Origin of the sequence: Actinomadura fulvescens, from assembly GCF_039533225.1 — a bacterium.
Taxonomy (GTDB): domain Bacteria; phylum Actinomycetota; class Actinomycetes; order Streptosporangiales; family Streptosporangiaceae; genus Spirillospora; species Spirillospora fulvescens.
The window spans coordinates 415,950-431,601 of the sequence record NZ_BAAATD010000004.1; the positions used below are offsets into that span (position 1 = coordinate 415,950).

At 70.5% G+C, this 15,652-nt stretch carries 9 protein-coding genes and 2 tRNA genes; 6 read left to right on the forward strand and 5 right to left on the reverse strand.

The genetic code is table 11. The annotated features are described in order from the left end of the window. Positions 1-201 precede the first annotated feature (201 nt). Genes ABD333_RS17645 through ABD333_RS17655 form a run of 3 tightly spaced genes read right to left on the reverse strand, consistent with a single transcriptional unit; the run spans position 202 to position 6,472 of the window. A complete protein-coding gene (locus tag ABD333_RS17645) occupies positions 202-936 on the reverse strand; it encodes a thioesterase II family protein (protein WP_344542180.1) in 735 nt (244 codons plus the stop codon). Next, entirely contained in the window at positions 933-6,122 is a 5,190-nt protein-coding gene (locus ABD333_RS17650) for a non-ribosomal peptide synthetase/type I polyketide synthase (protein ID WP_344542182.1), read from the reverse strand. The genes ABD333_RS17645 and ABD333_RS17650 overlap by 4 nt, the downstream gene beginning before the upstream one ends. Further along, positions 6,119-6,472, reverse strand: coding sequence for an acyl carrier protein (locus ABD333_RS17655; RefSeq protein ID WP_344542184.1), 354 nt, complete (start codon positions 6,470-6,472; stop codon positions 6,119-6,121). The genes ABD333_RS17650 and ABD333_RS17655 overlap by 4 nt, the downstream gene beginning before the upstream one ends. A 294-nt stretch (positions 6,473-6,766) precedes the next feature. On the opposite strand from ABD333_RS17655, the gene ABD333_RS17660 reads away from it, so the two are divergent. The 3 genes from ABD333_RS17660 to ABD333_RS17670 all read left to right on the forward strand — a co-directional run bounded on the left by ABD333_RS17660 (position 6,767) and on the right by ABD333_RS17670 (position 9,805). Next, entirely contained in the window at positions 6,767-7,969 is a 1,203-nt protein-coding gene (locus ABD333_RS17660) for a sensor histidine kinase (RefSeq protein WP_344542186.1), read from the forward strand. Further along, entirely contained in the window at positions 7,966-8,604 is a 639-nt protein-coding gene (locus ABD333_RS17665; protein WP_344542188.1) for a response regulator, read from the forward strand. The genes ABD333_RS17660 and ABD333_RS17665 overlap by 4 nt, the downstream gene beginning before the upstream one ends. Before the next feature lie 97 nt (positions 8,605-8,701). Then, a complete protein-coding gene (locus ABD333_RS17670; RefSeq protein WP_344542190.1) occupies positions 8,702-9,805 on the forward strand; it encodes a hypothetical protein in 1,104 nt (367 codons plus the stop codon). A gap of 604 nt (positions 9,806-10,409) precedes the next feature. Here the strand turns inward: ABD333_RS17670 and ABD333_RS17675 are convergent. After that, positions 10,410-10,482 (reverse strand) — tRNA-Lys (locus tag ABD333_RS17675). A gap of 120 nt (positions 10,483-10,602) precedes the next feature. Here ABD333_RS17675 and ABD333_RS17680 point away from each other — a divergent pair. After that, positions 10,603-11,634 carry a DNA topoisomerase IB gene (locus tag ABD333_RS17680; RefSeq protein WP_344542192.1) on the forward strand — a complete coding sequence of 344 codons (1,032 nt, stop codon included), beginning with the start codon at positions 10,603-10,605 and terminating at the stop codon, positions 11,632-11,634. Positions 11,635-11,955: 321 nt separating this feature from the next. Here ABD333_RS17680 and ABD333_RS17685 read toward each other — a convergent pair. Continuing rightward, positions 11,956-12,028: transfer RNA gene (locus ABD333_RS17685), tRNA-Lys, on the reverse strand. Between the two features lie 270 nt (positions 12,029-12,298). Here ABD333_RS17685 and ABD333_RS17690 point away from each other — a divergent pair. Together ABD333_RS17690 and ABD333_RS17695 are read left to right on the forward strand one after the other, a co-directional pair. Next, positions 12,299-13,813, forward strand: coding sequence for a DUF4331 domain-containing protein (locus ABD333_RS17690; RefSeq protein ID WP_344542193.1), 1,515 nt, complete (start codon positions 12,299-12,301; stop codon positions 13,811-13,813). 115 nt (positions 13,814-13,928) lie between these two features. Continuing rightward, positions 13,929-15,236, forward strand: a complete 1,308-nt coding sequence (locus ABD333_RS17695; RefSeq protein WP_344542194.1) for a tetratricopeptide repeat protein — start codon at positions 13,929-13,931, stop codon at positions 15,234-15,236. Positions 15,237-15,652 lie beyond the last annotated feature (416 nt).

Below are 15,652 nucleotides of genomic sequence, written 5' to 3' on the forward strand. Positions count from 1 at the left end.
GGACTCCTTCTATTGAAATCTCGGCCCAGCTGCGTTCGCCTGGCGGCTCACTCCGCTGACCGTGATTTTGCGATTGCCGCATCGCTTCGCGATCTCACCGGTGAAGCTTCGCCTTCGGCTCGCTTCGCCGGTTCGTTAACGCAATCGCGTGCGTGGCTGGGCTCTCTTGGCGTGCGTGGTTCAGCTGGTTGTGCGGTCCTCCTAGGGGACGCGTTCGGGGAGGTCTTCGGTTAGCGCGGCGGCCAGTTCGGCTGGGGCGTCCTCCATCAGCCAGTGCGAGGCGTCGAGTTCGCGCAGGACCAGGCGGTGGACGGTCTGCCTGCGCCAGCCGAGCAGGCTGCCGCGGGTCAGCGAGGTGTCGTGGCGGCCGTGCAGCACTGTGATCGGCGTGGACATCGGCGGGCCCGGCTCGTGCCGGTAACCGGCGAGCAGGCCGAAGTCGGCCCGCAGGGCGGGTTCGAGGATCGGCCGCAGTTCCTGCCGTTCGGCCAGCTCCGCCGGAACGCCGCCGTAGTCGATCAGGCGTTCCCAGAACAGATCGGACGGGAGCGTGTGCAGCCGCCGCAGGAACACCGCGACGTCCGGCGCGGCGAACGAGCCGACGATCAGCCGGGCCGGTGGCCGGCCCAGCGCGTCGAGCCGCCGGCAGACGAGGTAGGCGAGCATGGCGCCGCTGCAGTACCCGAACAGCGCGTAGGGGCGCGGCCCGTGTCCGGCGAGCTCGTCGGCCAGTTCCTCGATCAGCGCTCCGAGGTCGGTCCGCGGTGGTTCGGCCAGCCGCGCCTGGCGGCCGGGCAGGTTCACCGCCCACGGCTCGACGCCGGACGGCAGCAGCGGCACCAGCGGTGTCGGCGAGGCCGGTCCGCCGCCCGCGTGCGGGAACACGTGCAGCTCCGCCTCGGCGCTCTCGCGCCGTTCGATCGGTACGAACATCATCCGGCCGCTCCAGGTGCCGCCAGGTGGGCCGAGAGCTCGGCCGGGGTCGGGTACTGGAAGATCACGGGCACCGCGACCGGCCGGCCGGTGATCTCCTCCAGCCGGGTGGTCAGCCGCACGGCCAGGATCGAATGCCCGCCGTTGAGGAAGAAGTTGTCGTGTGCGCCGAGTTCCTGCCGGCCGAGCGTCTCCCGCCACAGGCCGACCAACCGCTCGGTGAGCTCGGGATCGGCACCGGTGGCAACGGCGGGTGCGGCGTGCCGCGGCGCCGCCGTCTCCAGCAGCTCCCGATAGGCGATCTTTCCGTTGGGCGTCACCGGGATCCGGTCGACGACCACGATCGCGGAGGGCACGGCGTAGTCGGGCAGCCGGGTCCGCGCGTGCCGCCAGAGTTCGTCGCGCAGGGTGCCCTGACCGCCCGTGCCGGTGTCCGGCCGCACGAACGCGACCAGCCGCCCGTCGGTCTGCGGGTCGCCCGACAGCGTCACCGCCGCGAGGCGCACCTGGTGGTGCTCGTGCAGCGCGGCCTCGACCTCGCCCAGCTCGATGCGGTGGCCGCGCAGCTTCACCTGCCGGTCGGACCGGCCCAGCATCTCCAGCGTCCCGTCGTGCCGCAGCCGCGCCAGGTCGCCGGTGCGGTAGAAGCGCCCGTGGCGCGGGTGCGTCCCGAAACGCTCGGCCGTCAGCTCCGGCCGTCCGAGATAGCCCACGGCCACCCCGGCACCGGCGATGCACAGCTCCCCGGGCACTCCTGGCGGCAGCTCCTGCCCGCGCGGATCCAGGACGAAGACCTGGGTGTTGGCGAGCGGCCGCCCGATCGGGACCGGATCCTCCGGCGATCCGTGGAGCTCGGCCGCGGTCGACCAGATCGTCGTCTCGGTCGGCCCGTACACGTTGAACAACCGGCACCCGCACGCCAGCAGGTCGCGGGCCAGCGTGGCGGGCATCGGCTCGCCCCCGCACAGCACGGTCCGGCCCGCCAGCTCGCCCTCCACCTCGGGAACGGTCATGCGCCAGGCGGTCGGCGTCGCCTGGACGACGGACACGTCCTGGTCCTTGATGAGGTCGAGGAACACCCGGGGCCGCAGCTGCGCGTCGTCGGAGGCGACCACGAGCCGCCCGCCGGTCAGCAGCGGCAGGAAGAGCTCCAGGGCCGAGATGTCGAACGCCGGGGTGGTCGACCAGAGCACGCCCGCCGGGGCCTCGACCGGCAGGCGGCCGGCGAAGTCGTGGACGAGGTTGGCCAGGTTGCGATGCGTGACCGCGACACCCTTGGGCCGCCCGGTCGAGCCCGAGGTGTAGATGACGTACGCGATGTCGCCCGGGTCCGGCGCGCCCTGGTCCAGGAGCAGCGCGGAGTCGCCGGGCGGCAGGTCGCGGACGGCCACCACGGGCCGTCCTCCCGACCACGCGGAGTGCGCGGTGCCCTCGCCGGCGACCAGGATGAGCTGGGCGTCGGCGTCCTCGACCTGGTAGGCCAGCCGCATCGCCGGATGGTGCGCGTCGAGCGGCAGGTAGCTCGCCCCCGCCGCCCACACGCCGAGCACGGCGGCCGCCAGCGGCGCCGAACGGCCGAGAGCCAGCGCCACGATGTCGCCGCGCCGGACGCCCTGCGACCGAAGGACGTCGCGTATCGCCACGGCCTTGGCGAGCAGGTCGTGGTAGCTCAGCCGCAGCTCGCCGTCGACGACTGCCGTCGCTTCGCCGGTCCGCGCCGCGATCGCCTCGGCGAGCGTCTCCGGGGCGCCCCAGTCGCGGTCGGTGCAGTTGGCGGCGTCCAGCACCGCCCGTTCCCGCCCGGACGCGAACTCCAGCTCGCCCACCGGCCGGTCGGGGTCGGCGGCGGCACGCTCCAGCAGCGCCTGGAGGCGGGCGACGAAGGCCACCATGTCCTCGTCGTCGTGCACCTCGGTGCTGTAGGAGACGCGCAGCAGGATCTCCTCCGGCTTGGGCACGGCGACGAACTGCATGTCGACGCGGCTGCGGTCGAAGATGTCCTTGACGTACTCGGGCCGCTGCCCGCCGAAGCTGATCCGCTCGTCGGTCCACGGGCGGTGGTTGAAGATGTGCCGGAACAGCGGCACCCGCCAGTCGGTGGTGCCGTGCCCGCGCTCGGTGATCACTACCTCGGCGGTGGCGCCGGTCTGCTCCAGGCCGCCGAAGAACGCCTCGCCGACGCGGTGCGCGAGCACGCGGAAGCTCTCGTCCGGATCGACCCGGACCCGGATCGGCAGCGTGCTCACGCCATAGCCGACCTGCTTCTGCGTGGCCGGGCGCCGGGTGTCGACCGGGACGCCGACCACCAGATCCGGCCCGGCGCCGTGCCGCGCCAGCGTGAGGTAGAAGGCGCTCATCAGCACCAGGTTGTCGGTGACGCGCAGCTCGCGCCGGAGCGCCTCCATGGCCGCGCGGGCCTCGGGGGTCATCTCCCACGTCCGTGTACGCCCGGCGAACGTCGGCCGTGCGGGCGCGGGCCGGGTGCCCGGCAGCGCCATCGTCTCCGGCCGCACCCCGTCCAGATGGTCGAGCCAGTAGCGGGTCGCCTCCTGCGACGGCTCGGGCTCCAGCAGCAGCGGAGCCGTTCCGGCCAGTTCCGCGGAGATCTCCCCGCGTTCGGCGAGGTCCCCGTACAGGCGGCTGAGCTCCTCGACCAGGATCTGCAGGGACGTCCCGTCGACCACGATGTGGTGCGCGACCAGGCAGACCACGCTCGCCCCGTCCGGCAGGGTGAAGTGCCCGACGCGGACGGGGAAGTCGCCGCCGAGGTCGAACGGGGCGTCCAGGAATTCCTGCAGATCGGCGACCAGCTTCTCCTCGCTGGTGGCGCGCGTCTCCAGCTTGATCTGCGCGTCCTCGGGCGCGGTCAGGTGCTGCACGGGAACCCCGTTCAGCTCGGGGAACCGCAGCCGCAGCGCGGGGTGGCGGCGGAGCAGCTGCTGCACCGCGCTCTGCAGGGGCCACCAGCGCAGCGCCTCAGCCGTCCGGAAGGCGATGCACAGGTTGGACACCCCGCTGTCAGGCGCGAGCTGTTCGAGAATCCAGAACGCGTGCTGGGTGTCGCCGAGCGGCCGCAGCGGCTCGGCCGGGTCGGGCAGGCCGGCCACGGCGGCCGTGCGGGGAGCCTGCGGGCTCTCAGATTGGACGGGGGCAGGCGCGCCCGCCGAACCGAGCCAGTGGCGCCGGCGCTTCAAGGGATGGCCGGGCAGCGGTACGCGCTGCAACGGCTGATCACGGTCGACCTGGGCCCAGTCGACCGGGACGCCCCGCACCCAGAGCCGGGCCAGCTCGGTCATGAGGGAGCGCTCGTCGTCCCCGGACTCCTGGGAGCCGATTTGGAGAACGACTCCGTCGCCGGCGTCCGGGAGCTCGCCCGAGCGGCCCGTGGGAAGGTCGTCCGGCTCGTGGACGATCCTCCGCACCGCCTCGTCCAGGGACACCGTCCCCGTCACGGCGTCGGCCACCAGCACGCCGACGCCCTCGCCCACCACCGTGTCGGGCCGCACGCCCCACGACTCCCACGTGGCGGCGAGCGCGTACTCCACGGCGAACAGCAGGGCGGGGCCTTCCGGCCAGCCGTCGTAGAGCTCGACACCTTCCTTCTCGAAGGCCTCCAGACAGACGTCCATGGTCTCGGTGAAGACCCGCTGCGTGCCGTACAAGCCTCTGGCCATTCGGGGACGGCAGGCGTTCATGCCAGGGAAGAGGAACGTCAGCCGCGGAGGGCCGTTCAGGGCGGACCCGGCGATGACGCCCTCGTTCGCGCTCAGCGCCTTGGCCGCTTCCGCCGCGTTCACGCAGATGGCGGCCTCGCGTACGGGGTACTCCGTCCGGCCCCGTTGCAGCGTGGAGACGGCGGCGGCGAAGTCTTCGCCGGATTCCGCGAAGCGACGGGCGAGCGAGTCGCGGACGGTCGCCACCGCCTCCTCGTCGCGTCCGGACCAGATGACGACGCGGGGCCGCCGCTCGTCATGGTCGAGGTGGGGCGGCAGGCCCTCCGCCACGACCAGATGGGTGTGGGTGCCGCCCGGGGCCGTCGCGTGCACGCCCGCCATGCGGGACTCGCCGTGCCACGGCTGCGCCTCGCGGGCGGGCCGGAACGGGGTCTCGGCGAGCCCAGGGTTGGGCCTGCTCACATTGATCGTGGCCGGGATCAACCCGTGCTCCAGTGAGAGCACCACCTTGAGCAGCCCGGCGATCCCCGCTGCGGCGCCCAGGTTCCCGACGTTGGACTTGACCGAGCCGATCGGAATCGACCCCCGGGGCACGTCGCCGAGCTCGGCGTAGCCCCGGGCCAGCTCCGCCACCTCGACGGCGTCGGATCGGACCGTTCCCGCGCCGTGCGCCTCGACGTAGGAGATCGCGTCCGGGCCGATGCCGGCCAGCGCCATCGCCTCGGCCGCCGCGTCGGCCTGTCCCCGCCCAGGTCGCCGCCCGTCGTGCGCGACCGCGTCGCCGCGGATGACCGCGCGCACCCGGTCGCCGTCGAGGATCGCCTCGTCCAGCGGTTTGAGGAGCACCACGCCCACCCCGCTGCCGGTGATCCCGCCCGCCGCCGCGGCGTCGAACGGCCGGCACCGGGCGTCCGGCGGGTACGGGCCGCCCGGGACCCAGCGGTAGCCGTGGCCGTACGGGAACTGGACGTGCACCCCGCCCGCCAGTGCGAGGCCGCACTCGCCCGACCGCAGCGCCTGCGCGGCCAGATGCACGGCGGCGAGCGAGCAACCGGTCAGCCCGACGGAGGGTCCCTGGAGATCGAGCATCCCGGCCGCGAAACCGGCGGGCTCCGCGTCGTCGTCCTCGCGGTACCGGCCGTGCCCCGCGGCGCCGAAGACGCCGGTGTCCCGGGCGATGGCGGTCAGGTCGTACCCGGCGTCCTCGACCGCCGCGTGGACGGCTTCCAGAAAGAGCCGGAGCCGCGGGTCGCAAAGATCGGCGTCCCGTTCCGACAGCCCGAAGAACCCGGCGTCGAACCCGTCCGCGCCGGGCATCAGCGCCGCCGCCTTCACATAGGACGGGTCGGCGATGTCCCGCTCCGGCACGCCCGAGGCGAGCATGGCCTCGTCGGTCAGCGGTGTGACCGACTCGGTCCCCTGCCGGAGGTTGTCCCAGAAGGCCCGGTAGTCCGCGGCCCCGGGAAAACGGCCGGCGACTCCGATGACCGCGATCGGTTCCAGCGGCTCGGTCATCGAGGCGTCCCCCGGTCCCGCCGCAGCCGCGCCCGGACCTCGCGGCGGCTGCCCCCGGGCCGTCCGCCCCGGACCGGCTCCCTGGGGGAGGGTTCGGCGGGCTCGCTCAGGAACGCGGCCAGCGCGCCCAGATTGGGATAGGTGAACAAGGCAGTGGCGGGAAGATCGACGCCCAGCCGTCCGGTGATGGTCTCGTGCAACCGCACCAGCGTGAGCGAGGTGAGCCCGGCCTCGAAGAAGTTCTCACCGACCGCGATCCGGCGCCCGACCAATTCCTCGACCAGTGCGCCGATCCGTTCGGCCATCGCGGCCTCTGGCGGCTGTCCCGTCGGGTACGGGCGTACCGTCATCAAGCGCCCCCGGTTCGGCTGGCCGGGACGGGATCACCGCCCGGGCGGACGTGCCTCGAATGTGTCGATGATCTCATTTCGGCGATCCAAGACAAGCCTTGACTTGTCCCTCATTTCGCGCCTTCCACAAAAGCGCTACACCTGGTCACCGACCCCTCCAGCACCGTGATCAACACCCCCGCCCCACGGGCAGAACCTTGACCCGTTGCCACCGTCCGCGCCCTGATCGACGATGGCGACCCGTGGCCTTATCGGGCCAGACCCTCGGACACCGAGTCGACTTAGGCTCCGGTTATGGGGGACGTGCTGCGGCAGGAACGGTCGCTGGAGTCTGTGACGAGGTTCACCCAGGCGGCCGCTCCGTGGGTGCTCTGCGCGGTGATGTTCGCCGTGACGCTGCTGATCTATTCGGTGGGCCGGCATGATCCGGTGAGGGACGGGGCGATGGTGCTGTGCGCCGTCGTCGCGGCGGCGGCGTGCGGGCTGGCCAGGTGGCGCCTGTGGCCGCTGTTCTGGGTGACGGGCGTCGGGGTCCTGCTCTTCTCCTCCTGGCCGACGGCGATCGTGGCGTCCTACTACGTGGGCACCAGGCTGCGGCACGGTTTTCACATGGTGCTCTACGCGTCCGCCGCGGTCATGGGACTGCTGGCGGTGCCCGCCGTGTACGAGGTGTTCGGTCTGCGGTTTCCCCTTGGTTCGGACGTGCGCTTGTCCCTGACCGAGCGCGCGATCTCACTGTTACCCCTGATCGCCTTTCCGCTGACGGTGGGCTTGGGGATCAACGCGCGCAGGCAGGTGCTGGCAGGGGTGCGCGAACGGGCCGATCGGCTGGAACGCGAGCACGAGGCGCGTGCCGAGCAGGCGCGGGCGGCCGAACGTTCGCGGATCGCGCGCGAGATGCACGACGTGGTGGCGCACAAGGTCTCGCTGATGGTCATGCAGGCCGGGGCACTGGAGGTGGAGGCGCGCGACACCGAGGCCGCGCGGACCGCGGCGCTGATCGGCGATACCGGCCGGGGGGCGTTGACGGATCTGCGTGCGGTGCTCGGCGTGCTGCGTTCCGCCGCCGTCAACGATCGGCTGGCTCCTCCGCCGCTGCTGAGCGATCTGGACCGTCTGCTGGAGCAGTCCCGATCCGTCGGGATGATCGTCGACCGCCACGACCAGGGCGTCGTGCGCCCGCTCGGGGCGGCCGCCGAACGCGCCGCCTACCGGATCGTCCAGGAGGCGCTGACCAACGCGCACCGGCACGCCCAGGGCGCCGCCACCTCGGTCGTCCTCTCCTATCGACCGGACGGCCTTGAGGTGACGGTCCGCAACACGACCCCGGCGACCGGGCCTGTGGTGCCGTCCTGGCCGGGCGGTGGTTTGGGCCTGCTGGGTCTGCGCGAACGTCTGGAGCTGATCGGCGGGCGTTTCGATTTCGGCCCCCGGCCGGACGGCGGGTTCGGCGTGCGCGCCTTCATCCCCGACACCTCGGCAGGAGACGTGACGTGATCCGGGTCCTGATCGCCGACGACGAGTATCTGGTGCGTTCGGGCTTACGCAGGATCCTGGAGGCCACCGGCGACATCTGTGTGATCGCCGAAGCGGCCGACGGGACCCAGGCCGTCACCGCCACGCGACGTCACCGGCCCGACGTGGTGCTGATGGACGTGCGGATGCCCGGCACCGACGGCCTGACCGCCACCGGCCGGATCGCCGCCGACACCAACGTGATCATGCTGACGACGTTCGACCTGGACGAGTACGTCCAGGAGGCGCTGGGCCTCGGCGCCGTCGGTTTCCTGCTCAAGGACACGCCTCCACGCGACATCACGGCCGCGGTACGCGCCGTCGCCGCCGGCGGCGCCATCCTCGCGCCCACCGTCACCAAACGTCTGATCGGCTCCTTCGCGCGGCGTGACCGGTCCGCGGCGGCCGTCGCGCGACAGCGGCTGGAGCCCCTCACCTGCCGGGAGCGTCAGGTCGTCCGCGCCATCGCACGTGGCCTGTCGAACGCACAGATCGCCCGGGAGCTCACGATGAGCGAGGCGACCGTCAAGGCCCACGTCAGCCGGGCGCTGAGCAAGCTCGGCCTCACCAACCGCGTCCAAGCCGCGATCCTGATCCACGACGCCGACCTCGACTGACCGAACACATCCGGCCAGGAGGACGGGGCCGGTAGCCGTCAGCGACGGTCTTCGACCACTGCGACTTTAGTTGCAGACGCGGATCGACGATCGGCCGATGCCCGTCGCGTCGACTCCTAACAGGCTTCGAATCAGAGCACGAATGAGGCCGTGCGCCGACATCAGGAAGAAGGCTTTCCCCAACATGCTCAAACGAAGTTCTCACTCAGACGACAGGGAGAAATTCATGGCAGTGCGGAAAATGCCGTCGAGGGTGATCAGGACCCACCCTTCTCACCCTCACAACACCGCGGACTGGAACGGTGCGGGCAGAAAAGGACTGAGTGCGGCGCTGGTCGCGCTCACGTTCTGTCTGTGTTTAGTGTCGGTGCGGTGGGCAACGCCCGCGGCTGCCGGGACCACAGATCCGGCGTCCGCGACCACCCCGGCAGCGGGCGGCACTGTACAGCGCGCGATCAAGCCGTCGCCCCCGCTGGCGATACCCGCGGTCGACAAGGACAAGCGCGCCCGGAGCGGCGGCTCTGTGGCGGCCACCGACGGAAACTCCTTCATGGAGGTGAACAACGCCGGCCAGCTCGTCTGGTGGATCCGGCCTTCGATAGGGGAGGGCTTCCAGCGTCGGGTCGTCGGCGAGGGCTGGGGCACCGCCAGACTGATCACCAGCCTCGGCCGCGGCGATTTCCTGGAGGTCAAGCGGGACGGCAGGCTGTCCAACTGGATCTGGAACGGGCAGATGTTCGTCGAGCACCACCGGGGCACCGGCTGGGGCAACGTACGTCTCATCGCAGGCCTCACCCCGCTGGCGTTTCTCGCGGTGCGGACCGACGGGGCACTGATCTGGTGGAAATGGGGCAACGGCGGCTTCTTTCCCCACAAGCAGATCGGCAATGGCTGGGGCACTGCCAGGCTCCTCGCCGGCCTTGGGGAGCACAACGGTGAACCTCGCATCATGGAGGTGAAGACCAACGGGCTGCTCTCCCAGTGGCTATGGATCAACGGCCTCCCCTACGAGTACAACAAGGGCCAGGGGTGGGGCACCGCCAGGCTCATCGCGGGCCTCACCCTGAGCACCGGCCCGCACTGGGACAGTTTCATGGAAGTAAAGGCCGACGGCAGGCTGTCAGAGTGGTCCCTGACCAGCAGCGGCACCTCAGAGATCAACCGAGGTTCGGGCTGGGGAAACGCCAGGCTCATCGGATGACCCAGACCGGCCGGCGCGTCGACGCCCCCTGAGCCCTTGAACTTGCCCACTTAATGATGGACCGAGTCTGCGAAGCCTCGGTCCATCAGGAGGTTTTCTCGCCTTCATCACTTCACGCGACTTGCGACCGGCCGATGAAAGGAACGCTCGTGCGAAACTCCTGTCGCCTGACCCTCATGGTCACTGCAACCGTCGTGTCATTGTTCGCCGGAACGCACACGGCCATGTCCGCCTCGGCCAATGCGCGTCCCTGGAAGGCCTCCCACCATCCGACCCCAACGTGCGTGCCGCCAACGTGCGGCGACATGCCGGAGGAGCGGTCTGCGACGACCTGCGTGCCGCCGTGGTGTCCGGCCCCTCGACGGCAAGTGCTGGCCCGCCCTGCCTTGAACCCGGTATGCCCACCGCCTTTTTGTCCATCGTCCCCACAGCTGAGAAGTCCCAACAAAGTGGCCGGTCCCTCCTTGGCCCAGCGACCCGCGAGCCTGAGGGCATAAAGGCCGTCGCTCCGGGCAGCCGGGCGGACACGGCGGGAGCATCACGAGGAGCCATAAAAACCTCAGGGCATTCGCGACCTGGTCGCGAATGCCCTGGTGGGATGCGGTGCGCCGTCAGGGACTTGAACCCCGAACCCGCGGATTAAGAGTCCGCTGCTCTGCCAATTGAGCTAACGGCGCGTGTCGCGCGCTGTGCGCGGCGACCTCGGAAAGGTTACCAGGGCGGGATGGGTGGATCGTCCGGGACCGGTGTGGCGCGGGCCGCATGGATGAACATCATCGTGCGGGTAAGACCTCAGCATGCGGCTCAGGCACAGTGATCCGGAGAGCCCCGGCATCCGTCGCCGGCGGTGTGGGCGCGGGTTCCGGTACCTCGGCCCGGACGGCGCTCCGCTGCGCGATCCGGCCGAACTCGCCCGGATCAAGGAGCTGACGATCCCGCCGGCGTGGACGGACGTCTGGATCTGTCCCTCGCCCACAGGGCACCTTCAGGCGGTGGGGGTGGACTCGGAAGGACGGCGCCAGTACCTCTACCACGAGGAGTGGCGCCGGCAGCGGGACGCCGCGAAGCATGATCGCGTTCTGGAGTTCGCGGCCTTGCTTCCGAAGGTGCGCGGAACGGTCGCCGAGCACCTCGATATGCGTGGGTATCCGCGCGAACGCGTGCTGGCGGCGGCCGTCCGTCTCATCGATCTTGGGTTCTTCCGGCCGGGTGGACGGGAGTACGCCGAGGAGAACGGCACGTACGGGCTGGCCACGATCCTGAGGGAGCACGTCCACTGCGGCCGTGGTCAGGTGACGTTCGAATACCTCGCCAAGGGCTCCAAAGAACGCGAGCAAGTGGTCGCCGAAGAGAACGTCTGCGCTGTTGTGCGCGGGTTGAAACGCCGTAAGGACGGTAGCCCGGAATTGCTCGCCCACCGATCCGGACGCGGCTGGCGGAGCGTTCAGGCCGAGGACATCAACGAGTATCTGCGCGAGGTCGCGGGCGGCGACTTCACGGCCAAGGACTTCCGCACCTGGCACGCCACCGTTCTCGCCGCCGTGGGGCTCGCCGTCACGGTCGAGCCCGACCCGTCCGCCACGGCCCGCCGCCGGGCGGTCAACCGCGTCGTCCAGGAGGTCGCGGACTACCTGGGCAACACGCCCGCGGTCGCCCGCGCCTCGTACATCGACCCGCGCATCATCGAGCTCTACGAGGACGGCGTCACGATCAACTCCGCCCTCGGCAGCCTGGGGAAGGGCGTCGTCCCTGGCGAGCTGGCCACGCAGGGCGAGACCGAGGACGCCGTCCGGCGCCTCCTCGTCCGCGCCAAGAAAAGTCGCAAATGATGTGGCTTGGGATGTTTGCTCGCCCCGGGGTGGGTAGCGAACACCGCAACGGCCGCTCCTCCGTGGGCCGTATGGGGTGGGAGTAGAGCGACCGGAACGGGCGACGCTGGGGGGTGTCGAGCCCGTTCCGGTCGCTCTCGCCGTCTGTTGAGAGACGATCAATCGCCCATGGGTAGTCCGGCTCTAGGGGAGGCGGGCTTGCCGCTGTAATAAAGCGAAAGGGCATTCGCGACATGCGAATGCCCAGGCCAGGGATCGTCCCCGAGAAGAGACAGGGACTCCAGGAAGATGGCCGGAAGGCCGCCAACAGGAGTACCGGAGTGCGCCGTCAGGGACTTGAACCCCGAACCCGCGGATTAAGAGTCCGCTGCTCTGCCAATTGAGCTAACGGCGCGTATCGATCAAGGCTCCGGGCGTACCCGGGGCTGCTTGCGACAGGAAGAACATTAGCAGGCGCTGCGGATGCTGCGCGAATCGATTGCCGGCCCCCGGCGCCTGCCTCTGACCTGGAGATTGGCCCGTTCACCGGGGGTGCGGGCGGGGCGGGGCCGGCCCGGGGGAATCGACGTTCGGGAAAAGTCGGGGCAATCCGGGAGCGGGGGAGTGGCGAATACATGGCAGGTGCGACGGGAGCCCGCGAGATCGCGGGCAGAAGGGACACACCATGTCGAAACGCCTCTCCAGACGGTCACGGACCGTCGCGGTGCTCGCCACGGGGGCGGCACTGATCGCCGGGGGGTCGACGAGCCTGGCACCAATGCAGGCCACGGCCTCGAGTCACCGGGAGGCTCCCCTGATCTCCGGGCTCCCGGAGTACGACAACACGGACGTTTACGCGTTCGTGAGCCCCGACCAGCCGAACACGACGACGCTGGTAGCGAACTTCTGGCCGTTCGAGGAGCCCGCCGGCGGGCCGAGCTTCTACAAGTTCAACCCGGACGGCCGGTACGAGATCAACGTCGACAACGACGGCGACTCGCTGCCCGAGTTCACCTACCGCTACACGTTCAAGGAGACCTATCGCGACCAGAACACGTTCCTCTACAACACGGGGATCGTCCGCAGTTTCAACGACGTGACGCTCAACTACCGCCAGACCTACGACCTCACCCTCATCCAGCGAAACGCAGGCACGGTCGTCGGAACGCGGACCCTGGCCACCAATGTGCCGGTGGCCCCCTCGCACGTCGGCGACGCGTCCATGCCGGACTACCGCACGCTGCGGCAGCAGGCGATCAAGCGGTTGCCGAGCGGCGTCACAACGTTCGCGGGACAGGCGGACGACCCGTTCTTCCTGGACCTCCGGGTGTTCGACGGCTTCTACGGCCGCAATCTGAAGGAGGTCGGCAACGACACGCTGAGCGGCTACAACGTGCAGACCGTGGCGCTGCAGATCCCGACCTCCGCGCTGATCAAGCCCGGCCAGCCGATCATCGGCGTCTACTCCGCGGTCCAGCGCCGGAACGCGGCGGGCGGCTTCACGCAGGTCTCCCGCCTCGGCAACCCGCTCGTCAACGAGGTCGTCAACCCGATCAAGGACAAGGACAGGTTCAACGCGTCCGTGCCCTGGAACGACGCGCAGTTCGCGCCGAACGTCCTCAACCCGGAACTGCCGCGGCGCCTCAACGAGATCTACAAGCTGCCCATTCCACCCACGCCGCGCAATGACCTCAGGGCGGTCTTCCTCACCGGAGTTCAGGGGCTCAACCAGCCGCCGAACGTCCGCCCGGCCGAGCTCATGCGCCTCAACACGTCGATCCCGCCGAGCGCCAGCCCCAAGCGGCTCGGCGTGCTGGACGGTGACAACGCCGGTTACCCCAACGGCCGTCGCCTGACAGACGACACGGTCGACATCTCGCTCCAGGTCGCCGAGGGCGAGCTCGTCGGCATGAAGAACGACCTCAGCGACGCGGTGGACGCCAACAACGTGAAGTTCGAGCCGAACTTCCCGTACGTGGCCCTGCCCACCTCCGGCTCGGCGGTCCGTGGCGGCTACACCACCAACGGCGGAAAGAGCGCCAACGGGGCGGCCACCACCTACAAGTTCGGGAACCGTTCCGCGCGGTCGTCGACGGCGGACGACGGCGGTACCCCCGTTCTGCCGATCATCGCGCTGGTGGGCGGAGCCGCCTTCCTCACCGGCGGCTTCCTGATGTGGGCCCGCAGGCGGTCCGTCTAGATCGTGTGCCGGCCCGTCAGGTTCGGGAGCCCCTGTCGGGCCGGCGCACCAGCTCCACCCCCCCATGCCGGGCGTTGGGGCCGCCGCTTTCTCGTTTGTAGTCGGAGAGGCATTCATGCTTTTCGTTCGGAGATTCGCCGCGGGGGCGGTGATCGTCCTTCTCGCCGTCGGCCTGACCGTGCTGGCGTCGCTGCGGTTCGGCGGCCGGTTCGAGCCCGCCGCCGACTCCGCGCCGGTGACGGGCGCGGGCATTGACCGGGCCACCGGTCGCGACATCGCGCGGCTGCAGGAACACCTGCGTGCTCAGCCGAAGGACGCGACCAGCTGGGCCGCACTAGGACTGGCGTACGTGGAGCAGGCGCGGGTAACCGCCGACCCCTCGTTCTACCCGAAGGCCGCCGCGGCGCTCGACCGCTCGCTGCGCGTCTCGCCGAAGGACAACGAACCGGCGTTGAGCGGACAGGGCGCGCTGGCCGCCGCACGGCACGACTTCACGGCGGCGCTCCGCCTCGCCGGCCAGGCTCTGAAGATCAACCCGTACGGGACCCGCGCCCATGCCGTACGCGTCGACGCGCTGGTCGAACTGGGGCGGTACGAGGAGGCCGACAAGGCGGTCCGCCACGCGGACTCGATCAAACCGGCGCTCCCGATCTTCACCCGTTACGCCTACGTGCAGGAGCTACGCGGCCGCCCCGGCTTGGCCGAGCGCGTGCTCCGGCAGGCCGCCGTCTCGGCGACCGACCCCGCCGACGTCACGTACGTCCGCACCCAGCTCGGCGAACTGGCCTGGAACCGCGGCGACCTCCGCGCCGCCGAACGCGAGTACGCCGCCGCGCTGCGCACCGACCCCCACTGGCTGCCCGCGATCGACGGCCGCGCCCGCGTGCGCGCGGCCCGGGGCGACGCCGCTGCCGCCCTCCGCGACCGGCAGGCCCTGGTCGCACGCGCACCACTGCCGTCGTACGTCGTCGCGCTCGGCGAACTGTACGAGGCGCGGGGCATGCAGGCACAGGCACGCGAACAGTACGGGGTCGCCGGCGCATGGGCCGCCCTGGCGCGCTCGAACGGCGTGGCGACCGACTTCGAAGGGGCCATCACGGCCGCCGACCACGGCGACCGCACCGCCGCGCTGCTCGCTGCCCGCACGGAATGGGGCCGCCGCAAGAGCGTTCACGTCGCTGACGCACTCGCCTGGGCGCTCCATGTGAACGGCAAGGACAAGGAGGCCCTCGGCTACGCCCGCCAGGCCGTCCGCACCGGCTACCGCAACGCGACATTCCTCTATCACCTCGGCGTCATCGAGAAGTCTCTCGGCCACACAGCAGACGCGAGACGAGACCTGAAAGCAGCGCTTGCCCTCAACCCCCACTTCTCCGACCTGCACGCACCTCTAGCCCGCAAGGCGCTGAAGGAACTCTCATGAAGCGCCTAAGCGCCCTCCTGACACTCATAGCCGGCCTGCTCCTGACCACAACCCCACAACCACCCCCCGCCACAGCGTCCACATCACAAGCTGCGCCCGCCCAAGCCCGTCCCGCCCTGGCGCCGACATCGCGCGCTGCCTTCTCGCAAACACCTCCCGCCGCGGCGTCCGCATCGCGAGCTGCCTCCACGCAGACACACCCCGCTGCGGCATCCACATCACGAGCTTCTCGTGCACAAACACCTTCCGCTGTGGCGTCCGCATCGCTAGCAGCTATCGCGCAAGCACGTCCCGCCCTGGCGTCCGCATCGCAAGTTGCTCCGGCACAAACACTTTTCGCCCGGGTGTCCGCATCGCACGCTGCTTCCCAGCAAACACCTTCCGCCCGGGCGTCCGCATCGCACGCTGCTTCCGTG